Genomic DNA, 21,856 nt, shown 5'->3' on the forward strand with positions numbered 1-21,856 from the left:
CTAGAACTGCACGCGAGGATCGAGGGTCTTGTAGATGAGGTCCGTCGCGAAATTGATGACGACGAAGAGCAGCGCGTAGAGCACGATCAGCGTTTGCACGAGCTGATAGTCGCGGCTGTTGATGCCGGCGATGAGTAGGTTGCCCACACCCGGAATGGTGAAGATGAACTCGACGATCACCGTGCCGCCGAGCAGGTTGCCGAAGCTGAGGCCGACCACGGTAGCGATGGGCAAGGCGGCGTTCTTGAGCGCGTGGCGGAACAGCACGCGCAGTTCCGACCAGCCCAGCGAGCGGGCGGTGCGCACATAGTCCTCGTTGAGCACTTCGAGCACGGCCGTGCGGGTGATGCGCGCCAGGGTTGCGACCTGCGAGAGCGACAGCACGATGACCGGTAGCGCCAGCCGGAGCACCAGCCCCCAGGGATCGCTCCAGTTGAGTTGGCCAGATGCCGGAAACCAGCCCAGGCCAAGCGAGAAGACCAGCAGCAACACCAGAGCTGTCCAGAAAGAGGGCATGAGGTCGATGATCATGGCTGCCCCCGTCAGCCCGTGGTCGAGCCAGTTCCGTCCCTTGTGCGCCATGTAGGCAGCCAGGGTTCCCAGGGGGATGGAGAGGATCACCGACACCGCGATGGTGGCCAAAGCGATGCTCAGGGTGATCGGAAGAGCGCGCAGCAGTAGTTCGGCGATGGGGATCCGCGTAGTGATGGTTTCGCCCAGATCCACCACCACCAGATCGCGCAGGAAGCCCAGATATTGCGTGAGCAGCGGCTCATCGAGGCCCATCTGCTCGCGCAGGACCTGCAGCGCCTCCCCCGAAAGCGTGTCGCCCGCCATGGCCGAGGCCGCATCCCCAGGGATGAGCCGGAGGGTGAAGAAGACCAAGGTGACGACGCCGAGCACGGTGACGAGCATCTGAGCCAGTTTCTTTGCGGTATATTCGGCCATGGCAGGCGCTCCTACTCGGTGATGTCAACGTCGTAGAAATTGACCTGGGCGAGGTAGTTGATGTGTACCCCGGTTACCTCTGGCTTGCCTGGCCAGAAGACGTTGTTCGAATAGGTGGGTAGATAGGCACCGTCCTCGGCCACGATCTGCTGCACCTTCTTGTACATTTCGAAGGCCTTGGCCTTGTCGGGCTCGGCGCGAGCCGCCTCCAGCAGGGCAGTGACTTCAGGATTGTCGTAGCGGGCCCCGTTCAGGCCATTGGGCACCATGTTGTCGGGGTGCAGGTAGCTGAACAGGATCATGTCGGGATTGACCGCCGGCAGCAGGCGCGACGCCAGGTCGAACTCGCCGGCATTGCGACGCTGGTTGAAGGTGGGCGTGTCGACCAGCTCCATTTCCATGTTGATGCCGACCTGGCTCAGGAAATCGATCTGGAACTGCTGCAGTTCGGTGACGCCCTGGGCGGAGGTTCCCAGGTTCTTGAAGGTGAACCCGTCCGGATACCCGGCCTCTGCAAGCAGCGCCTTGGCCTTTTCGGGGTCGTAGTCGTATTTTGGAATTTCGTCGGTATAGACGTCCATCCAGGGCAGCAGCATCGAATGGTGCGGCTGTGTGAGGCTTGGCGAGATGGCCTGGGTTATCGACACATAGTCGACCGCATGCGCCATGGCCTTGCGGACTAGCGGATTGGCAAAGGGCTCGAATTGGGGGTTCAGCACGCCGATCACGACGGCATAGTTCTTCACCGAATTCATGGTGAAGCCTTCAGCCTCGAGCGTCGCCAGGTTTTCTTCCTGGTTGGAACGCATCACCAGGTCAACCTCGCCATTGCGCAGGGCGATGGTGGCCGTCGCTTCATCCTTGATGATGTTGAAGACGATCGTCTCGATGGGCGCGGGACCCTTGTAGTAGCCCTCATGGCGCTTGAGCACGATCTGCGAGCTGACATCGATGGATTCGAGGTAGTAAGGGCCCGTCCCGATGGGCTGCCAGCGCACCTGGTCGCCTGCCTCCTCGATGGCTTTCTGGCTCACGATCTGGCCCTGGTGGTAGTTGGCGACCGTGTGCAGGAAGTTGCCGTTGGGCGCGTCCAACTCGATGATCAGCGTGTAGGGGTCGGGTGCCTCCATGCTGACGATGCCAGCCAGTTCGGCAGCATAGGGCGACGCGGTGGCCGGGTCCTTGATGCGGTTGAAGCTGTAGATGACGTCGGCGGCGGTGACGTCGCCATAGCCCTTGTGGAAGGTGACGTCACCGCGCAGCTTGAAGGTCCAGGTCTTGTTGTCCGTGGTTTCCCAGGATGTCGCCAGGTCGGGGACGATCTCGCCGGTCACCCCATCATAGCTTGTCAGACCGCTGAAGATATTGAAGGCGATGTTCTCGTTCTCGATGCGAAAGATGTTTGCCGGATCGAAACCGGCCGGATCGTCATAGAATCGGACCGTTAGCGTCTTGCCCTGCGCCATGGCGGCGGGAGCGAAGATCAGAACCAGACCGGTGGCGGCCAGCAGCGTGATGCCCGCGGCAAGCCATTTTCGAATGTTGGCAATCATTGTTGTTCTCTCGACGAGGTGAGGAGGGGCGGCAGGGCCGCCCCCGTCGAGGGAGCGGCGGGGTGTCGTGAGATGCTTCAGCTTGCCATGCGGGTCAGCGCGGGCTCGGACCCGGCGGCGAGCTTGCGGAAGTAGGCCTTGGCCGTTTCGGCGTCGACGACATCGGCATATTTCTGATGCATGTCGTAGAGGTTCATCCAGTGTGATGCCTCGGTTCGGTCGTAGGCGCAGTCCATCGGTACGCCGACCTTGAAGCGGTGGGTGGCCGCATCGACGGCGCTGGCGCGCAGGCAGCCGCTGGTCGACTCGCCGCAAAGGATCACCGTATCGATGCCCATCGAAATCAGGTGGAAGGCCAGCGGCGTGCCCTGGAAGCCGCTCGGCGCGGTCTTTTCGATGACCACTTCGCCGGCGATAGGGGCAACTTCGTCGCAGATCTGCTGGCCCTTGAGCTTCATCTCAGCGCTCATCGTCGAGGGGCCGCGCTTGCGGTGCACCCAGGGCTTCATGCCGTTGTCGAGGCCCTTGACGTGTATGACCGGAACGCCGGTTTCGCGCGCTACGGCCAGCAGTTCGGCGGTCTTGTCGACCGCGGCCCAACCCTCGAGGCCGGTGCTGCCCGGCCAAAGCTTCATCGACTCGAAGATCGGCTCCCGCGTCAGGCCGACGACGCTGTAATACATGTCGATGAGCACCAGGGCCGGCTTGCTGCCAAACCCCGACAGCTCCTTCTTACCCCACTGCAGGTCATGCAGCTTGTCGCGCTCGCTCAGGAATGGTTCCCAACCATACATCATCATTCTCCTTCTCAACGCCCAATTTCGCCTATTTGTTAGGCATCTTTATGCATTGATTATAGTATTGGCATTTCACTCCGGTTCAAGCAAAACTAACTACGCTTTCCCATAAGCCGGACTTATAGATGCCCCAACCTCTGCCCTCCCTAGCCAGCCTCCGCTCATTCGAGGCAAGCGCGCGTCTCGAAAGTTTCTCCAAGGCAGCGCAGGAACTTAACCTGACGCAAGCGGCCATCAGCCAGCAGATTCGCTTGCTTGAGGACCGTGTTGGGGGAGAGCTGTTCCGGCGCGAAGCAAGACATGTGAAATTGACAGATCTCGGCAGGCTCTACCTCGGCCTGACGGTCGGAGCGTTGCGGGAGATGGAAAGCGCCTTCGAAACCGTTCGTGCGCTGGCCCGTCCGAATGCTCTCGTGGTCAAAACCACGCCGACATTCGCGTCCTATTGGCTGCTACCCCGACTCTCCCGCTTCCAGCAGGCTTGGCCCATGGCAAGCTTGACCGTCACAGCCGTGGAATCGTCGAATGGACAGTTCGATGGCGTTGGCGACGTCGCCATCACCACCGGGCAGGACCAGTGGCGGGGGTTCCTGACGACCAAGCTGTTCGACATCGACCTTGTGGCTGTCGCCTCCCCGGCGGTCGCCCGGCGGACCGACCTGGGACCCTTCCTGGCCGGAAATACCGACGCCATAATTCACACCATGAAGCGCCTGGATGATTGGGCCATGTGGTGCCTTGGGGCAGGCGTCCCCAATTTTCATCTCGACCAGGGGACGATCCTGTTCAATTCCGCGCTGTCTTACAGCGCGGCAGAGAAGGGTATGGGCATCGTCATCGCGGAGGAGGCGATGATCGCGGACCAGCTTGCCGCGGGCTCGCTTGTCGAGGTCCACTCCGCCCGCGTTCCGTCGGGCCGAGGCTATTATCTTCTCGAGCCCGACCACCGGGCTAGAAAGCTGATCGTTGATGCTTTCATTCAATGGCTGCAGCAGGAGATGGGCGTGACCAAGTCCAGTCTAGCGCAAAGACGCGGGCTTGGTCTGGCGGTCGGACAAGGTTAGTGACCTGAGCCATCGGCTCCTTTGCCGGCGATCAACTTCTGGGAATAAAACGCGGCCGTCGGCATACGCCAATCAGAGACCCTGGACCGATCAATTTGGATGTCCGCTACCGCTCCGTAGCCACCATGAGCTGTCAGTCGGCTACCGGCCCCCTGCCCTGCCCGTCCGTTTCGCGCCCCAAATCGGTCGTTGTGCAGACAGCGGCGGCAACCCTAAAGCGGACATCCGAGCGCGAACCGACGATGCGGCGTTTTCGGGCCACTATCGCGAGAATGCGCCTCAAGGACGAAAGATGCCGGGCAGGCCGACCAGACCCTCTACCAGCAGCAGAAACCGCCATCGACCAGCAGGTCGACGCCTGTCACGTAACTCGCGGCGTTGGACAGAAGGAAGACTGCGGGTCCCACCATCTCATCCACATTCGCCATACGCTGCATCGGCGTCTGCTCCTCGAACGATTTGGTCTGGTGCACCATTTCGGGGCGGGTGTTCATTGGGGTCGCGGTATAGCCTGGGCTGATCGTGTTGACGCGAATTCCGCGCCCTACCCATTCCATCGCCATGGACTTGGACATGTGGATCACCCCCGCCTTCGAGGCGTTGTAGTGGGCCTGGTTGAGACCGCGATTGACGATCACGCCCGACATCGAAGCGATGTTGACGATCGCACCCCGCCCGTGCGCCAGCATGGCGCGCGCCTCGGCCTGGCAGGACAGGAAGACCCCCTTGAGGTTGATGTCCATCATAGTCTGGAACTGGGCTTCTTCCATCTCCTCGGCCGGATTGGCATTGGCAATGCCGGCGGCGTTCACCGCCAGACTCAACGCGCCCAGCTCCGCCTCCGTGCGGGCGACGGCATCATTGAGAGCGGCGCCGCTCGTGACGTCGGCAGCGATCTGGATGCTGCGGCGGCCGGTGCGTGCAATGAACTCGGCCGTGTTGGCCAGCCCGTTATCGGTCCGGCGGTCCAGCAGCGCGACATCGGCGCCGCATTGCGCCATCCCCATCGCAATGCGCTGGCCGATGCCGCTACCGGCGCCTGTGACCAAAGCGACATTCCCCCTGAGATCAAACAGGGTAGGCGCATTGAGCGTGATGTCAGCCATCGTCTAGTATTCCTTGTTCAACTGGTCGCCAGTTCCATCACCGAGACGTCATTGGCGTCCTTCCGGTCCAGAATTCCGGCCTGTTTTCCATGCGCCATGACCAGGATACGGTTCGAGACACCCAGCACCTCCTCGAGGTCCGAACTGACCACAATCACCGCAACGCCCTGCCGGGCCAGATCCATGATCGTGTCATAGATCGAGGATCGCGCCCCCACATCGATGCCGCGCGTCGGCTCGTCCAGCACCACCACCTGGGGGTTGCGCGCCAGCCACTTGGCCAGCACTACCTTTTGCTGGTTTCCCCCTGACAGTTCGCCGGCATCCTGGCTGCCCCGCCCTTTCACGCCAAACCTGGCAATGAAAGTGTCGGCAAACTGACTGAGGCCGCGCGATGTCACGACGCCACGCCTGGAAATGGCATCCAGGTTCGCGTAGCCGATATTTTCCTCTATGGCGTGGTCGAGCACCAAGCCCTGTAGTTTGCGATCCTCCGGAACCAGCACGATGCCGTTGCGGATCGCGCCGGCCGGAGAGCGCGGGGTAATGTCCTGGCCACGCAGGATGACCTGCCCCCTGGCGATCGGATCGGCGCCGGTGATGGCACGCACCAGTTCGGTCCTGCCGGCGCCGACCAGCCCGGCAATGCCGAACACTTCGCCCTGCTTCACCTGAAAACTGATGTCGTCGAAGCTGCCGGACGGCGAGGCCAGATCGCGCACTTCGATGACCACGTCGTCTTTCGGCACGGGTATGGCGGGAAACATGCGGTCCAGGGAGCGGCCGACCATGGCTTCCACGATGGTCCGCACCGGCACGTCACCGCTGTCGAATTCCTGCACCTTGGAGCCGTCCCGCATGACCACGACACGGTCGGCGATCTGGTGAATTTCGTCGAGCCGGTGGGAGATGTAGATGATCCCGACGCCAGCCGCCTTCAGCCGCTCAATCTGCCGGAACAGCAGCTGGGTTTCCTCGCCGCCCAGCGCCGCCGTGGGTTCGTCCAGGATGAGCAGCTTGGCATTAAGGGTCAGGGCCTTGGCGATCTCGATCAGTTGCTGGTTCGCCGTCGACAGCCCCTCGACCAGCCGGCTCGGCGATATTTCCAGCCCGAGCCGCTGCAGGCCGGCATGGGCCCGCTCTTCCATGGCCTTGCGATCGATGCGGCCGCCGCTTGTCAGGTAGCGGCCGACAAACACGTTTTCGGCGATCGACAATTGCGGCAGGAGCCGCAACTCCTGGTGAATCATGCCGACGCCGGCATCAATGGCGGCGCGGGGATTGGTCGGGGCATAAGGTGCCCCGAACCAGGTCATTTCGCCCGAGCTGGCCTGAACAGCGCCGGAAACAATGCTCGACAATGTCGATTTTCCGGCGCCGTTCTCGCCGAGCAGCGCCACGACCTCCCCTGCCCGGACGTCGAGATCGACACCGTGCAGAACCTCCAGCGATCCGTAGGACTTCCGGATCTGCCGCAGAGTGAGGATGGGAGCAGTATCGCTCGCAGTCATGGCGCTACTTTCCTGTTGGCCGATCAGGGGTGTTCGGCGACGAACTCGGCAGCATTTTCCGGCGTCGTCAGGAAGCCGGGCAGCAGTTGCTCGGCCGGCAGCGTTTCGCCGGCAGCCAGCTTGATCGCACTGTCGACGGCCAGGCGGCCGATACCGCGCACCTGCTGGGTCGCGGTGGCGTCAAAGCCGCCTTCGGCCAGGATAGGCAGGGCCGTGGTGTCACCATCGAAGCCGCCGATATAGACGCGCTGCGCTACGCCCGAAACCTTCACGGCCTGGGCCGCGCCAAGGGCAAGACCGTCGGCCTGGGCGAAGATGAGCGTGACTTCAGGGTTGGCCTGCAACAGGTTCTGCCCGATGTTGAGACCTTCGGCCTGCGACCACTGCTCGCTCCACTGTTCGGCGACCAGTTCAACGCCCGGGTTTTCGCCGATAGCCTGCATGCAGCCCTTGGTGCGTTCCACTTCCGGGGTCGTGCCCTTCTGGCCGTGGATCATGATCATCTGGCCCTTGCCTTCGGCCAGACCGATGATGTGCTTGCACACTTCGTAAGCCGATGTGGCATTGTCGGTGGCGATGAAGGTATCGCCCGGCGCTTCGTCGGCATTGCGGTCGACGTTGACCACAGGAATACCGGCTTCCTTGGCAAGGCGTGTCGGAACGGCGGCAGCGGCGGCGCCCGCCGGGATATAGATGAAGGCGTCGATTTCCTGGGTCAGCAGGTCCTGCACCTGGCTCACCTGGGTGGCGCTGTCGTTCTTGGCGTCGACAGTGATGACCTCGATGCCCAGCTCTGCGGCGTAGGCTTCGACGCCGATCTTGATCTGGTTGAAGTAGTCGGCCTGCAGGTTCGAAACAGCCAGGCCGATCTTCTTGACCTCTTGGGCGGAAGCGCCGAGGGGGCTGAGAGCGGTAGTGGCCAGGATGGCAGCCATAACGGCAGTCTTGATTTGCATAATATTTCCTCCTTGTGGCTCGGCGCCCGCAACCATCGCGGGCCCGAAGGTTTTCCCGGTTTTCCGGGCGTTTGGCTGGCGGTTACCCCACCAGTTTTGGCGAGCCGCCAAATTGCTATCGTTTCTTGAAGGCCTCCGCGGCGACCGCGAGTGCGATCACGACGCCGATGACCACAGCCTGGGTGAAGGGCGACACGCCCAACAGATTCAGGCCGTTGCGCAGCACGCCGATGATGAGGACGCCGACGATCGTGCCGACGACGCCGCCTTTGCCACCGGACAGGCTGGTGCCGCCGATGACCACCGCTGCGATGGTGTCGAGTTCGTAGGTGACACCTGCCGTCGGCTGGACCGAGTCCAGCCGCATCGCCAGCACGATGCCCGCCAGTCCCGCCAGCAGGCCCGACACCACGTAGACGCCGATGGTGAACAGCGTCACGTTGATACCAGCCAGTCGGGCCACTTCCGGGTTTCCGCCGATGGCATAGAGCGACCGGCCGCCACGCGTGAAACGCAGGTAGAGCCAGCCGGCCAAGAAGACCACCAGCATGATGGCAACGGTGACAGTCAGGAAGCCGCCGAAGCGGTTATAGGCCAGCAGGCTGAACCAGCTCGGAAAGCCCACGATCTGCTGGCCATCGGTGATCATATTGGCCAGGCCGCGCGCCACCGACATCATGGCCAGCGTAGCAATGAAAGCCGGGACCTTGAAGGCAGTGATCAACCCTCCCGAGACGGCGCCGCACAGAGCTGCGACCGCCAGGGCCAGGAGCATCGCGATGGGAAAGGGGTAGCCCAGTTGGTTGGAGAGATAGCCCATGACCATCATGGCCAGGGCCAGCACCGACCCCACCGCCAGGTCGATACCGCCAATCAGGATGACCAGGGTCATGCCGACCGCCATGATCCCAAGAACGGTGATCTGGTCGAGGATGTTCAGCACATTGCGCACGGACATGAATTTGTCTGTGGCGAAGGTCAGGAACAGGCACAGCAGGATAAGACCTATCAGCGGCCCGGTAGCGCCCTTGAGGGCCGAGAACACGACACGCGCCGCACCTCCCTCCTCGCGATCCTTCACCGATGCAAGCATCACGGTACTTCCTCCCGCATTCCATCTGCTCGTCGCAGGTTGTTGCGCATATTTATTCAAGCACGTCTGTAAATGCGTAGCCGATCAGCAACGGAGGTGTCAACACGAAATCCTAGGGCGCGCATTGGTTACTGCTTGCGTTTTCGCTTGACTTGCTCAGGCGTCGCGCAAATATATAGACAACCGTATATTTATTCATCAAGAGAACATCATGCAGCCGAACGATCTCGAGCGCATCGCCCGTCAGATTCGCCGCCGCGATCTCCAAGCCGTCGTTGAGGCCGGCGCCGGTCACATCGGGGGCGAAATGTCGGCGATCGACATTCTGACCGCGCTCTACTTCCACGTGCTCCGCATCTGGCCGGAAGAGCCAAGGCACCCTGATCGGGACCGCTTCGTACTATCCAAGGGCCACACGGCCTGCGCGCTCTATGTGACCCTTGCCAAGCGGGGATTCCTGCCCGAGGAGGAGATTTCGACGTTTCTCCAGCCGCATTCCCGTCTCAACGGCCACCCGAACTGCAACAAGGTCCCGGGCGTCGAAACCAATACCGGCCCCCTGGGGCACGGCCTGCCTGTGTCCGTCGGTATGGCCAAGGCCGCCAGGATCCTGGGCGCCGCCTACCACACCTACGTCATGACCGGTGACGGCGAGATGCAGGAAGGCTCAAACTGGGAAGCCATTTCATCAGCGGCGCAGTTCGGTCTCAATAACCTGACGCTGATCATCGATCACAACCGGTTCCAGCAGGGCGCCTCGCTGAGCGATACCAACAATCTGGCCCCGTTCCGAAGCAAGCTGGAAGCGTTCGGTTGGGAGGTCACGGAAATCAACGGCAACGAGATGTCCGAGATCGTACCCGCGCTGCAGCACCGGGCCGACCGCCCGCACGGCATTATCGCCCACACCAACAAGGGCCACGGCATATCCTTCATGCAGGACCGGGTGGAATGGCACCACAAGGTGCCCAATGCCGAGCAATACCAGATCGCCCTGGCCGAGCTTTCGGAGAGCTTGTGATGAACGCCTTGACCACCAACCCCAAGCTGCACGACTGCCGCGATGCCTTCACGGCCGCCCTCGAACGGCTGGGGGCCGAGAATGAGCGGATCGTCGCGGTCTGCAATGACTCGGTCGGCTCCTCCAAACTGGTTGGCTTCAAGGCCAAGTGGCCGGAGCGGCTGGTCAATGTGGGCATTGCCGAACAGAATATGGTCGGCGTCGGCGCCGGTCTTGCCAATGGCGGGCTGCTGCCCTTTGTTTGCGCCGCCTCGTGCTTCCTGACCGGCCGGTCGCTAGAACAGATCAAGGCCGACATTGCCTATTCCAATGCCAATGTGAAGCTGATCGGCATATCTTCGGGCATGGCCTATGGCGAGCTTGGACCGACCCATCATTCCATCGAAGACTTTGCCTGGACCCGCGTGCTGCCAAACCTGCCGGTCATCGCCCCCTGCGATTCCATCGAGACGGCGGCGGCGACCGAATGGGCGGCAAGCTATGAGGGCCCGGTCTTCCTGCGCCTGTCGCGCGTCGGCGTTCCCGACCTGCTGCCGTCAGGACACAAGTTCGAGCTGGGCAAAGCCAATCTGCTGCGCGACGGCGACTCCGTCACCCTGATCGCCAATGGCACCCTGACCCACCGCATGATGAAGGCGGCCGAACTGCTGGCCTCACGTGGCATCGAGGCCCGAGTGCTCAACATGGCGACCGTTCGCCCGATTGATGTCGAAGCCGTCGTCGCCGCAGCACGCGATACCGGAGCCATTGTTACCGCCGAGGAGCACTCGGTCTACGGCGGCCTGGGTTCTGCCATCGCCGAGGTCGTCGTAGCCGAGGCGCCCGTCCCGATGAAAATCCTGGGCGTGCCGGGTATCTTTGCCCCGACCGGCTCGGCAGAGTTCTTGCTGGATGAATTCGGCATGGCGCCAGCTGCCATCGCCGAAGCCGCAATTGCGCTAATCGCGCGGAAGGCTTCTCGCGCGTGACCCTCGCGCGCTAGCTTCAGCGCCGGGCACGGCGGTCCTCCCGACAGCCGTGCCCTGTTCCTACCGCCGGAGTTGCAATGATCCCCGCCATCCTTGCCATCGACCAAGGCACGACCAATTCCAAGGCGGTGCTTGTCTCAACGTCAGGACGAATCCTGGCGCGCGGTTCCTCGCCCGTGGGCATCGAGCATCCCCGGCCGGGCTGGGTGGAGCAGAACCCGCTGCGTGTGTGGGCATCGGTGCAGGAGGCAATTGCTGCCTGTCTAGGCGCCGTACGCGGCGTCGACATCCTGGGGATTGGCATTTCCAACCAGCGCGAATCGGTGGCCGCCTGGGACGCCCAGACTGGCGTGCCGCTTGGCCCAGTGGTCAGCTGGCAATGTCGGCGCACCGCTGACGCCTGTGCCGAGCTGGCCGCCGCCGGCCATGCCGAGCGGGTGCAGGCGCTGACGGGCCTGCCGATCGATCCGATGTTTCCCGGCCCCAAGATGAAATGGCTGCTCGACCGGGTGCCTGGCGATCGCGACAGTCGCCTCGGAACCATCGATGCCTGGCTGATCCATTGCCTGACCGGCGGCGCGGTCCACGCCTGTGACGCCTCCAATGCGGCGCGCAGCCAGCTCTACGACCTCAGCACGCAGAGCTGGAGCGACGAGCTGTGCGCGCTGTTCGGCGTTCCGAAATCCGCGCTGCCCGAAGTGCATGACAGCGCGGCGCGTTTCGGCACGACCAAGGGCGTGTCCGGCTTGCCTGACGGCATTCCCATCTGCTCGGCCATCGGGGACAGCCACGCGGCGCTGTTCGGTCACGGCGCCTTCCATCCCGGTGACGGCAAGGTGACGTTCGGCACCGGTTCGTCGGTCATGGCCACCCTGCCAGGTTTCCTCCCGCCGCAGCGCGGCATAACCACGACGATCGCCTGGGCGATTGACGGTCGACCGACCTACGCCTTCGAAGGCAATATCCTGGTTTCGGCGGCTGCCCTTCCCTGGATGGCCGATATGCTTGGCCTGCCGGACGTGCAGGCGCTGACCGATCTGGCTGCCACCGCCGAGCCGGGCGGTCCGGGATTTGTTCCCGCCTTTGTCGGGCTGGGCGCTCCGCATTGGCAGGCGGACGCGCGGGCGCTGTTTTCCGGGATCACCTTCGGCACGACCCGGGCCCAGATGGCGCGCGCGGTAACCGACTCCATCGCCTTCCAGGTCCACGATGTCTTTGCCGCTATGCGGGGACAATCGCCGACCCGGCTTGGTCAGCTCTATGTCGATGGCGGGCCAAGCCAAAACACCTTCCTGATGCAATGCGTGGCCGACATTATCGACCATCAATTGATCCAGTGTGATGCGCCTGAGGCCTCGGCAATGGGGGCGGCCTACCTGGCCGGCCTGACGCTGGGCATCTGGCCCGATCTGCCAGCCATAGCGGCGCTGCCCCGCGCGGAACACCTGCTATCCCCGAATTCCACCGATTCCGCTGGGCAATTGTCGATTTGGCGGGATGCCATCTATCGCGCGTCGTTGCCAAAAGCTAAGTCTGAGGGTGAATAAAAATTCACACCTGGAGGCATCTATGGGGCGGATCAATGAGTTGCGGCTGATCGCCCGCGTCGCGCAAATGTATCATGTCGAGCACAAGCGCCAGGCCGAGATCGCCGACGTATTGCGGATGTCGCAAGCCACGGTTTCGCGCATGCTCAAGCGCGCCGAGCAGGAGGACATCGTCCGCACGACGGTCATCCCGCCAGCAGGAACGTTTGCCGATCTCGAGACTGCCTTGCGCGAGCGCTACGGGCTGACCGAAGCCATCGTCATCGATTGCTCGGAGGATCGCGACGGCGCCATCATGGCGCGTATCGGCGAGGCCGCGGCGCATTTCCTTGAAATCACCCTGCAGCAGGATGAAATCATCGGGGTGTCGAGCTGGAGCCAGACGATCCTGCGCATGGTGGATAATATCCACCCCATGAAGGGCACGCATGCCCGCTACATCGTGCAGACTCTGGGTGGCATGGGCGCCCCGTCGGTGCAGACCCATGCCACGCAACTGACCGCCAGGCTGGCCAAGCTCACCGGCGGCGAAGCACGCGTACTGCCAGTACAGGGCGTCACCTCGTCGCGCGAAGCCAAGCTGGTGATGCTGGCCGATCCGTTTGTGCGCGAGACGATGGATCTGTTCGACCGCATTAGCCTCGCCATCGTCGGCATTGGCGCTGTCGAGCCTTCCGAACTACTGGCCCGGTCGGGCAACGTCTTCTCGCCGCAGGAACTGGCAACGCTGAACGAGGCAGGCGTGGTCGGGGAAATCTCGCTGCGCTTCTACGACAAGACCGGAAAGCAGGTTAAGACGCCGCTCGACGAGCGAGTGATCGGCATCACGCTTGAAGAACTGACCAAAGCCGATCGCGTCATGGCCCTGGCCGGCGGCGAATCCAAGACCAATGCCATTGCTGGCGCGCTCAAGCTCGGCGTCATCGATGTGCTTGTCACTGACAAGTTTACTGCAGCCCGCCTGACGGCCTGAGCCCGCAAGGGCCTTCGTCCGGCGCGCTGCCCATGATGGAGAAAAAGCCATGGCTCGCTTCGCCGGACAGACCGTTTTCGTAACGGGGGGCAATAAGGGCATCGGACGGGGCATCGCCACCCGCTTCGCGCAGGAAGGGGCCAAGGTAGCCATCGCTGCCATCGAACAGGATACGCCGGCAGTTGCGGCGGAGCTGGCGCAGGAAACCGGCGCCCAGGTGCTGGGACTGACGCTTGATGTCACCGACGCCAAGGCGGTGCGGGAGGCCTATGGCGAGGTCGAGGCTAGGCTCGGGACGCTTTCCGTATCGGTGCAGAATGCCGGGGTCATCACCATCGCCAAGGTCGAGGACCTTAGCGAGCGGGAATGGGACCTCAACCTCGACGTCAATACCAAGGGCGTTTTCCTATGCTGCCAGGAAGCGATCCGCCGGTTTCGCGCCAGCGGCACCAGGGGGCGGTTGGTCAACACAGCCTCAGGCCAAGCGCGTGACGGGTTCATCTATACGCCGCACTATGCGGCTTCAAAATTCGGTGTCGTCGGCCTCACCCAGAGCCTGGCGAAGGAGGTGGCGCGAGAAGGCATCACCGTCAACGCCATCTGCCCCGGCATCATCCATACTGAAATGTGGGACTACAATGACCGCGTCTGGGGCCAGATGCTGGGAGACTATGCGCCGGGTGAATTGATGGAAGAATGGGTAAGAGGCATCCCTATGGGACGCGCGGGAACGCCGGCCGAAGTCGGAGCTTTGGTCGCGTTCCTGTCGTCTGCCGATGCCGTCTACATCACCGGCCAGACCATCAATGTGGATGGCGGCTTGATCATGTCGTGAGTGGCGCGGGGGCCATCGCGGTGCATCAGCGGCCGCCGAAACCACGGCACATCATGACTTGGCGTAGCTCCAAGCGGCTCAAGGCACATCTTCGCTTGCAGATCGGCGACCATTTCGAGACTTCTTGGGACCTTGCTCGAACCGCGAGTTGGCGATCGACGGTCTAGATACGCTTGGGCCATTCCGAGATCTCGGGCTGTGAATTGAACGTCCGCTATCGCTTAGACGACACCACAAGCTGCCAGGCCGCTACCGGCCCCTACCCTGTCCAGGAGCCGCTGAACGTGCGTGCACTGGGTGTTCCAGTCGGTTTCGCCCGTGACCGGATTGTACTTCTCAGATCCGTATCTGAGGCAGATCGTGTCAGGGTATTCCCCGGTGGCTCGGGTCGTCCACCAGCCAGGGATCACCTGAGAGCTCGTTGGGTGCCAGAGGAAGGTCTTGTTGGAGCGCCCCAGATAGATGATCTGAGTACCCAGCGTGCCGTCATGCAGCAACACGGTTCGGTCTCTCAGCATGTCCTGCGCGTGGGCGCTACCAGCGAAACCGAGTGCCAACGCCAAGCCAATCACCAAAACTCGCATTCGGACACCCCCATTCGTCGCTGATCAATTTCCAACTATCCGGGAGACCGGGTGCTTCAAACGCATAGAAGTGCCATACGAGCGCAAGAGCGCCAATGGTGTCCTGGCCCAAGGGCGGGGGGTTCGCCGAGCGTCAAGCCGCTTTCCTCTTGCAGTTCCCTGTAAGCTCCTTCGGCAGGGTCTTCGCCAGCCTCAAGGGTTCCTTCTACGAACTGGTTCCCAGCAAGGGGATGCCGAAATGCCAACACCTCGAAACCACTCGGCGGCCTACGGTATGGGACAGCACAAACCTTTGCAGTCACGGGTAGCCCCCAACGAAACTGGCAAAATAGTCGGCAAGATATTTGCCTTGGCAAACCCTACATCCAGTTTGATCGTTTTCGAAGGTGCCGGCACTGCCGCCTCCTCATGGATTGATGTTCGAATCCTTTGCCGCGTTCCGGGTAGCTGACGGTTTGCTTCTGGATCAAGTTCGCTCAATGTGGTCGTTCAGCATGCAGGGATCGGGGCCTCAACCCACGCGGATGCAAGATTGGCAACTCGGTCCAAATACGATTTGCCGGAGGGGTCAGCCATGCCGTGGTCCAGGCCCGGGAACTCCCACCAAACAAGATTGCAGCGCCCCTCTTTGGCGAAGCTATCAGCCAAGGTTCGCGCCGCCTGAACAGATGAGCTTTCATCCCGCCCTCCATAGATCAGCAAAACGGGCGTTTCAGTCGCTTTCAGGTAGGCTGAAGATCGATGATCAAGGATGTCAGCCCAGAACCGCTTCGTATGACCGGAGAACATCTCACTGCTAGGGTTGGCTCGTGCATCAGCAAAGCCCGCCTCGACTATAGGCTGTCCCTCGGGCGGCACGGAAGCCAGCACCATGTCACCAAACGTAGTTCCGACCGAACCCGACAGAATGATAGTAGCCTTGGGTTGTAGACGCGCTGCCAGCATTTCCATTGCCAGACCGCCTTCCGAGCCACCAAAGAGAACGATCTCGGCGCCGGCGTTACCGTCCGTGGTCAAGTGTTCCAGAACGGTCTCATAATCTTGGACGCGGCCAGTAAAGGTGAAGGTGTCGACAAACTCCTGAGAGCAAATGTCATCACTCTGGTCTGCATCGCCGCTGCCCGTGACGCCGGCCTTTTCAACAATCAGGGCTGAGTATTGCGGAAAGGCAGCACGGACGGTGGCCAAATTGGCACTGCCGATTGCGGGCTCGCAACCTGACCCTTGCGCCAGAACCAACAGCCCCTCGTTTCCGTCCGGAGGGACATCCAGAGAGTATCGAATTACGCTGCCATCGCCACGGGGGAGTTGCTGGACCTCTGCAAAGGCGCCCGCCGGCGTGATTGCTGTCATGACAGCGATGGAAATCCAAAGAGTCCTCAAGGTGTTGCTCCGATGAAAGAACGGCGCGCAGGTCAAGGTTCCGGCCGTGCTGCCGTTATTGTCAACCGTTCAGCAGCGGCCCTGGCGAAGTTTCGCACGCTCGGCAATATCGGGTCGATTTTGAATAGAGCCCAAGGTTGTGCGCAGAAACAAAACCACCACGCTGATAGAAATTCGACAGCGCGCCCTCCCGCTGTGAAACCAACCAGACGCTGTCGCACCCTTCTGCCTTTGCCATTTCACCCATGGCTGAAAGAAGCGCGGTTCCTATCCCCGTACCCTGCCTTTCGGGCAAAACCGATAGCTCATCGAGGTAAATGACCGGGCCAGCATGACGCCGCTGGCGAATACCTAATGCGATGCCTAGCACCTTGCCACCTTCGACCGCGACGATTGCAATCGATTTGGGAGTCTCAAGTACATAAGTTACATTCTCAATTGCAGCTTCAAGCGACCAGTTCTCGTACCACGGAGGCCGGGCGTAAGCGCCAAAAGCGGTCCTTGAGACTGCTGCAGAAGCCGAACATTGGGATCGCCAGCGTGAACGGCCGTGTCCCACCCCGGCGGCCGCTGGGGATGTCCGCTTGCCGACACCTGTCCACCGCAAACGTCGACGGCGACCTGCCGGGCGTTAGTCGCGCGACATCGACAGCCCCGCGAGAAGTGGAGCGTAGGCGCCGAGCCTGCGGGATACGAACTCCGTGAAGAGCCGGACACGCTTCGCCTTCCGTGTCTCCCCCTGCGTAAGAAGCCAGAGCGTTGCGTGTGCTTTCAGATCGATGCCCGGCACCCTCGCCAGCAGGCGATCGGCATCTCCAACGAAACACGGCAGTTTGGTCATACCGATCCCTTGCCTTGCCGCAGCGATCTGCGCCTCGGCGTCCGGCGTCCTGAACGGAACCCCTGTCGCACGAACCTCGCCCTCGTCGGCCCAGTTCGGAACTCCCTGACCGCCGATGACGATGGGCCGGATGGGATCCGGCGCGCCCGTACGCCACGCGGCAAGTAGATCGGGGGACATATAGATGCCTGCGAACAGCTCCGGCCCCTTCAGGCCATGAAGATTGAGCGGCAGGGTCTTGCGATCGGAGACAATGCGGATCGCGACGTCCGCCTCTCGGTTGGTCAGATTCGCCACCTCGCCGGTCGACACGATCTCCATCTCGATGTCCGGATGCACGCGCGCAAAATCGGCGAGATCCGGCATGAGCAGGTGTGTCGCAAGGAACGGAGGCAACGTCACCCGCAGAAGCCCGCGCACGCTCTGGTCGCGACCGAATACGCGCGTCTCCAACTGGTGCGATGACGCTTCCATCTGCTCCGCGAGTTCGAGAACCTCCTCGCCCGCAGCCGTCAGGCGGTAGCCCGAAGGCAGCCTTTCGAACATCTGCGTCCCGAGGCGTTCCTCGAGCTGAGCGATGCGTCGCAGCACGGTTGCATGATTCACCCCGAGGCGCCCGGCGGCCGCCCGCACTGAGCCGCCGCGCGCGGCGGCTAGAAAGTAGCGAACGTCATCCCAGTTCATCATGGTGCATTCCCGCGCCGCAAGCTTCGCCTTCCGAAGCCCACTCTAACACCACGTTGAGCCGCAGTGCGAGCGAACGCTGCGGCGTTCAATCGTCTAGATGGATCGTTTTCGCACCACCGATATGCGCGATTCCGCACTCGCAGCCTCCCTCCGGCGAACCCATTTTGGGGGTCTCGGGCGACCTCCCGGACAGCCAAAGACCCGAGACGGGGAAACAAGGACTGCACGAATGACCAGATTAAATGGGAAGACCGCCGTTATCACAGGCGGCGCCACCGGCATCGGCCTCGCCTCGGCAAAGCGCTTCATCGAGGAAGGCGCCTTCGTCTTCATCTTCGGCCGCCGACGGGAAGCGCTCGATGCCGCCGTGGCCGAACTCGGGCCCAACGCCCGCGCGGTTGAAGGCTCGGTCTCGGATGAGGCCGCCCTTGACCGACTCTACGCGGCGGTAAAGGCCGAGCGCGGAACCCTCGACATCGTCTTCGCCAATGCCGGCGTGGGAAGCCAGCTTGCGCTCGGGCAGATCACCGCCAAGCACATTGACGAAACCTTCGACACCAATGTGAAGGGTACGATCTTCACTGTCCAGAAGGCGCTGCCGTTGATGGGACAGGGCGGCTCAATCATCCTGACAGGATCGAGCGCCGGCACCACGGGCGCCCCGGCATTCACCGCCTACAGCGCGAGCAAGGCGGCAGTGCGCAATCTCGCGCGGACCTGGGCGGAGGACCTCAAGGGCACCGGCATCCGGGTCAACGTGCTGTCGCCCGGGGCGGTGGCGACCGAACTCGCGAAAGCAGCGCTGGGCGAGGAGGGTCTGAACATCTACGGAGCGATGACTGCGCTCCAGCACATGGGCGATCCGGCGGACGTCGGGGCGGCGGCTGCCTTTCTCGCGTCGTCGGACAGCAGCTTCATGACCGCCAGCGAGGTCGCCGTTGACGGCGGCCTGGCGCAACTCTGACCCGCCTCGCTCGGCCGGTCATTCCCATTGATCCGATTATGCGCACATCCACGGAAGAAAACAAAATGGACCAATCTCTTAAAGGAAAATCTGCTCTCGTTACCGGGGCGTCGCGGGGCATAGGCCGTGCCATCGCCGAACGTCTTGCAAAGGATGGCGCGACGGTCGCGCTGACCTACAACGCCAGCAAATCTGGCGCAGATGAGGCGGTCGCGGCCATCGAGAAAGCTGGAGGTACTGCGTTCGCGATCCACGCGGACCTCGTTGACCCGGCGACCGTCCCGACCTTGTTCGAGAGACTCGACGACGAGTTCACCAAGCGGAACGGAAGCAAAGCCCTAGACATTCTAGTCAACAACGCTGGCAATTCCGGCTGGGTTGGCTTCAAAGACGCGACGCCGGACAGTTGGGACACCCTGATCGCGGTCTACGCCCGTGCGCCCTTCTTCATCGTTCAGGCCGCTCTGGGTCGTCTCGCCGATGGCGCAAGCATCATCAACATCTCTTCCGCTGCCGCCACGAAGCCCATGGCAGCCGCGCCCATTTACTCGATGGCCAAAGCGGCTATCAACAGCCTGACCCATGCACTCGCGTCCGAGCTGGGGCCGCGCGGAATTACCGCGAACGCCGTAGCGCCGGGCTACACGCGAACCGACGCGAACGCCGCCTTCCGAGAGAACCCCGAACTCGTAGAGGCGGTCGAGGCCCAAATCGCGCTGGGACGCTTTGGCGAGCCTTCGGAAATCGCCGCCGTCGTGGCGTTCTTGGCTTCCGATGAAGGCCACTGGGTGACCGGCCAGACGATTGAGGCGAGCGGCGGCTACAAGCTCTGACCGCGACAAAAAACCAAGGAGAATAGTATGAGCTACGCAATCATCGGCTTCGGCGAGATCGGCCAGACTCTCGCCAGGGCATTCGCCCGAAGCGGCATCGATGTATCTGTTGCAACCACGCGCGACCCGGAAAGCTTCGCATCCGACGCGGCCGCGATCGGACCCGAAGTCACTACCAAGACGCTCGCGGAAGCGGTCAAGGCGGACGTCATCTTCTTGGCCGTCCGTTTCCAGTCGCACCCGGATGTCGCGAAAGCGCTCCCCTCCTGGCAGGGGAAGATCATCATCGACGTGACCAATGCCTACGGCGTGCCTGATGAGGATCTGGGCGGACAGCCGTCTGCAAGGGTCGTCGCGCGGGCCTTCACTGGCGCAAGCGTGGTCAAGGGCTTCAACCATCTGGTTGCGGCCGTCCTCGACCAGTCCCCGGTCGTACATGGAGGCAAGAGAGTCGTGTTCCTGGCGAGCGACGATGAAGGCGCTGCAACGGAGATCGGTGCACTCGCGGAAAATCTCGGATTCGCGCCGATCAAACTTGGCGGGCTTTCGGAAGGTGGGCTGCTTGTGCAGGCGCACGGAAATAGTTGGGGTCGGTTGATCTTCAAGGACTTGGTCACGTTCGACTGACGGACACGACATTCCCAAAGGCAGGGATGCGACGCAAGCGGTCGGGTCGAGCGCGATCCGACCGCCCTCTTATGCCGTGCGCTCGGCCCATGCCCTGCCACAATGGACCCACAATGCACGACCAACCCAAGCTGTCCGAGTTGATCCGGTTCGCCCAAGTCGACGCGGCTCCACCGTCATCGACGTTTACCCAAGCGACGGCGACTGGACGCGCATGCTCTCGGACATCGTGGGACCCCAAGGACCGGTCTTCAGTGCCGTCCCGACCGAAATCGCCGACTTAGTGGACGATCAGGTCGGCCGCATGCGGACGCTCGCGAAGGAGCCGGGCCGAGACAACGTCGATGACGGTGGAGCGGACCTCGTCGCGATGTCGGAGGCCAGCCCATGCACGAGCACGAGCACGTTGTGTAGACAATTGTCCGAACGGGTGAATAGTGCACCTCCGTCCCGCAACAGAATGGAAAACTCGGGACCGGGTAGGTTATGTTCAGTCATGACCTTCCAGCTCGAAACCTCTCGCCTGTATGAATGGTGCTGGGAATGGCTTCCATAATTGGCCTCCTACAAGGTTGTACTGGCACAACGGATAGGTCCGGGCCCCGTTCCCCCTCATGGCCGCGCCGACCACGCGCACGGGCCGCCCAAGTTCATCTCACATCGCGCGCCATGCCTGGTCAGCCCCAGGGGTTGAGCCAGACTGCCGTCGCACCGGCGAGGCAAGGAGCACAACAGGTGGAACAGGTGGGGCCAGTTGCCTACGGTCAAAAGTTACTGTAGCCTTTTCTTTGCGTACGCGGCGTCGGCCGCAAGATGGCCTGGCGGGATTTGCACTCCCACGCCAGGCCTTCTTTTTTGCTCGTTTGGCGTGAGGCGTTTTCGCAACACCGGTCGCTGACCGTGCATGGTTTGAGACCAAGGCGGTTGTGGCGCGGGGGAGGCGAGCGTACCTTGCTTAAATTGCACCGCCTCTGGAGGCCTTATATGTCCATACGTATTCTACTCGCTGGCGCTTCGCTCGCCGTTCTGGGCACCGTCGCCGCTCAGGCTGCTGACCTCATCATCCCGATGACCCCGGAGCCGATCTATGAAGCTGCTGGCTTCAGCTGGGAAGGTCTCTATGTCGGCGCTCGCGCCGGTGGCCAGTTCACTGGTACCGATGCCAGCCTCTATGCCGGCTATCCGATCAGCACCACTTCGGGTGTTCTCGGCGCCGCCGTTGGTGTGAACTTCCTGCCCATGGAACCCTTCCTGATCGGCGCTGAAGTCACCGGCGACTACATCTGGAACAACGCCTTCAGCACCGGCGAATTCTTCGCCAACCTGCGTGCTGGTGCCGTTGTGACCGATTCGGTCCTCGTCTATGCCATCGGTGGTCTCGGCACCAACAATCGCACTGGTTTCAACCAGGGCGTGTATCAGCTCGGCGGCGGCGTCGAACTGGCTGTGACCGATGTGGTCTCCGTTCGCGGTGAACTCGTCGGCCAGGGCGACTTCGACGGTGCTTCGGACCCGTTCTTCGAAGCGGCCAAGGCAACTGTCGGCGTCTACTACCACTTCTAAGT

At 62.2% G+C, this 21,856-nt stretch carries 20 protein-coding genes and 2 pseudogenes; 11 read left to right on the forward strand and 11 right to left on the reverse strand.

What is annotated here, in order from left to right:
* The 3 genes from V6M52_RS14155 to V6M52_RS14165 form a co-directional block, all read right to left on the reverse strand.
* Window positions 1-948 (reverse strand): ABC transporter permease, encoded by a 948-nt coding sequence (locus tag V6M52_RS14155; protein ID WP_332701477.1) that lies wholly within the window; start codon window positions 946-948, stop codon window positions 1-3.
* A gap of 11 nt (window positions 949-959) precedes the next feature.
* On the reverse strand, window positions 960-2,501 hold the full coding sequence (locus tag V6M52_RS14160; protein ID WP_332701478.1) for an ABC transporter substrate-binding protein: 1,542 nt from the start codon (window positions 2,499-2,501) through the stop codon (window positions 960-962).
* A gap of 77 nt (window positions 2,502-2,578) precedes the next feature.
* Window positions 2,579-3,301: an isochorismatase family protein gene (locus V6M52_RS14165; RefSeq protein WP_332701479.1), complete on the reverse strand. Its 723-nt coding sequence runs from the start codon at window positions 3,299-3,301 to the stop codon at window positions 2,579-2,581.
* A 122-nt stretch (window positions 3,302-3,423) separates the two neighbouring features.
* Between V6M52_RS14165 and V6M52_RS14170 the strand changes: the two genes are divergently transcribed.
* Entirely contained in the window at window positions 3,424-4,362 is a 939-nt protein-coding gene (locus V6M52_RS14170) for a LysR substrate-binding domain-containing protein (protein ID WP_332701480.1), read from the forward strand.
* A gap of 317 nt (window positions 4,363-4,679) precedes the next feature.
* Here the strand turns inward: V6M52_RS14170 and V6M52_RS14175 are convergent, their stop codons facing one another.
* The 4 genes from V6M52_RS14175 to V6M52_RS14190 all read right to left on the reverse strand — a co-directional run bounded on the left by V6M52_RS14175 (window position 4,680) and on the right by V6M52_RS14190 (window position 9,028).
* The gene (locus tag V6M52_RS14175; RefSeq protein WP_332701481.1) at window positions 4,680-5,468 is read right to left on the reverse strand and encodes an SDR family oxidoreductase; all 789 of its coding nucleotides are present in this window, start codon (window positions 5,466-5,468) and stop codon (window positions 4,680-4,682) included.
* A 17-nt stretch (window positions 5,469-5,485) separates the two neighbouring features.
* Window positions 5,486-6,979 (reverse strand): sugar ABC transporter ATP-binding protein, encoded by a 1,494-nt coding sequence (locus V6M52_RS14180; RefSeq protein ID WP_332701482.1) that lies wholly within the window; start codon window positions 6,977-6,979, stop codon window positions 5,486-5,488.
* A gap of 23 nt (window positions 6,980-7,002) precedes the next feature.
* On the reverse strand, window positions 7,003-7,935 hold the full coding sequence (locus V6M52_RS14185) for a substrate-binding domain-containing protein (protein WP_332701483.1): 933 nt from the start codon (window positions 7,933-7,935) through the stop codon (window positions 7,003-7,005).
* 115 nt (window positions 7,936-8,050) lie between these two features.
* Entirely contained in the window at window positions 8,051-9,028 is a 978-nt protein-coding gene (locus tag V6M52_RS14190; protein WP_332701484.1) for an ABC transporter permease, read from the reverse strand.
* A 211-nt stretch (window positions 9,029-9,239) separates the two neighbouring features.
* On the opposite strand from V6M52_RS14190, the gene V6M52_RS14195 reads away from it, so the two are divergent.
* The 5 genes from V6M52_RS14195 (at window position 9,240) to V6M52_RS14215 (ending at window position 14,372) form a co-directional block, all read left to right on the forward strand.
* A complete protein-coding gene (locus V6M52_RS14195) occupies window positions 9,240-10,049 on the forward strand; it encodes a transketolase (RefSeq protein WP_332701485.1) in 810 nt (269 codons plus the stop codon).
* Complete coding sequence (locus V6M52_RS14200; protein WP_332701486.1) at window positions 10,049-11,017, forward strand: transketolase family protein; 969 nt, start codon at window positions 10,049-10,051, stop codon at window positions 11,015-11,017. The genes V6M52_RS14195 and V6M52_RS14200 overlap by 1 nt, the downstream gene beginning before the upstream one ends.
* Window positions 11,018-11,094: 77 nt before the next feature.
* Window positions 11,095-12,564 (forward strand): FGGY family carbohydrate kinase, encoded by a 1,470-nt coding sequence (locus tag V6M52_RS14205; RefSeq protein WP_332701487.1) that lies wholly within the window; start codon window positions 11,095-11,097, stop codon window positions 12,562-12,564.
* Window positions 12,565-12,586: 22 nt separating this feature from the next.
* On the forward strand, window positions 12,587-13,537 hold the full coding sequence (locus V6M52_RS14210; RefSeq protein WP_332701488.1) for a sugar-binding transcriptional regulator: 951 nt from the start codon (window positions 12,587-12,589) through the stop codon (window positions 13,535-13,537).
* A gap of 49 nt (window positions 13,538-13,586) precedes the next feature.
* Window positions 13,587-14,372: an SDR family oxidoreductase gene (locus tag V6M52_RS14215; protein WP_332701489.1), complete on the forward strand. Its 786-nt coding sequence runs from the start codon at window positions 13,587-13,589 to the stop codon at window positions 14,370-14,372.
* 640 nt (window positions 14,373-15,012) lie between these two features.
* Here the strand turns inward: V6M52_RS14215 and V6M52_RS14220 are convergent.
* The 4 genes and pseudogenes from V6M52_RS14220 to V6M52_RS14235 all read right to left on the reverse strand — a co-directional run bounded on the left by V6M52_RS14220 (window position 15,013) and on the right by V6M52_RS14235 (window position 17,867).
* Window positions 15,013-15,258 carry an NUDIX domain-containing protein gene (locus tag V6M52_RS14220; protein ID WP_332701490.1) on the reverse strand — a complete coding sequence of 82 codons (246 nt, stop codon included), beginning with the start codon at window positions 15,256-15,258 and terminating at the stop codon, window positions 15,013-15,015.
* Window positions 15,259-15,445: 187 nt separating this feature from the next.
* Complete coding sequence (locus tag V6M52_RS14225; protein ID WP_332701491.1) at window positions 15,446-16,309, reverse strand: alpha/beta hydrolase; 864 nt, start codon at window positions 16,307-16,309, stop codon at window positions 15,446-15,448.
* 91 nt (window positions 16,310-16,400) lie between these two features.
* Window positions 16,401-16,826, reverse strand: a pseudogene (locus tag V6M52_RS14230) (GNAT family N-acetyltransferase); the annotation flags it as partial.
* Between the two features lie 144 nt (window positions 16,827-16,970).
* Window positions 16,971-17,867 carry a LysR family transcriptional regulator gene (locus V6M52_RS14235; protein WP_332701492.1) on the reverse strand — a complete coding sequence of 299 codons (897 nt, stop codon included), beginning with the start codon at window positions 17,865-17,867 and terminating at the stop codon, window positions 16,971-16,973.
* Window positions 17,868-18,096: 229 nt separating this feature from the next.
* Here V6M52_RS14235 and V6M52_RS14240 point away from each other — a divergent pair, with 229 nt between their 5' ends.
* The 5 genes and pseudogenes from V6M52_RS14240 (at window position 18,097) to V6M52_RS14260 (ending at window position 21,854) form a co-directional block, all read left to right on the forward strand.
* A complete protein-coding gene (locus V6M52_RS14240) occupies window positions 18,097-18,831 on the forward strand; it encodes an SDR family NAD(P)-dependent oxidoreductase (protein ID WP_332701493.1) in 735 nt (244 codons plus the stop codon).
* A 38-nt stretch (window positions 18,832-18,869) separates the two neighbouring features.
* Entirely contained in the window at window positions 18,870-19,664 is a 795-nt protein-coding gene (locus V6M52_RS14245; protein WP_332701494.1) for an SDR family NAD(P)-dependent oxidoreductase, read from the forward strand.
* A gap of 27 nt (window positions 19,665-19,691) precedes the next feature.
* Entirely contained in the window at window positions 19,692-20,291 is a 600-nt protein-coding gene (locus tag V6M52_RS14250; protein ID WP_332701495.1) for an NADPH-dependent F420 reductase, read from the forward strand.
* Between the two features lie 113 nt (window positions 20,292-20,404).
* Window positions 20,405-20,676, forward strand: a pseudogene (locus V6M52_RS14255) (class I SAM-dependent methyltransferase); the annotation flags it as partial.
* A gap of 599 nt (window positions 20,677-21,275) precedes the next feature.
* Entirely contained in the window at window positions 21,276-21,854 is a 579-nt protein-coding gene (locus tag V6M52_RS14260; RefSeq protein WP_332701496.1) for an outer membrane protein, read from the forward strand.
* The last annotated feature ends 2 nt before the right edge of the window (window positions 21,855-21,856 follow it).

Origin of the sequence: Devosia sp., from assembly GCF_036676215.1 — a bacterium.
In the GTDB taxonomy this organism is placed as follows: domain Bacteria; phylum Pseudomonadota; class Alphaproteobacteria; order Rhizobiales; family Devosiaceae; genus Devosia.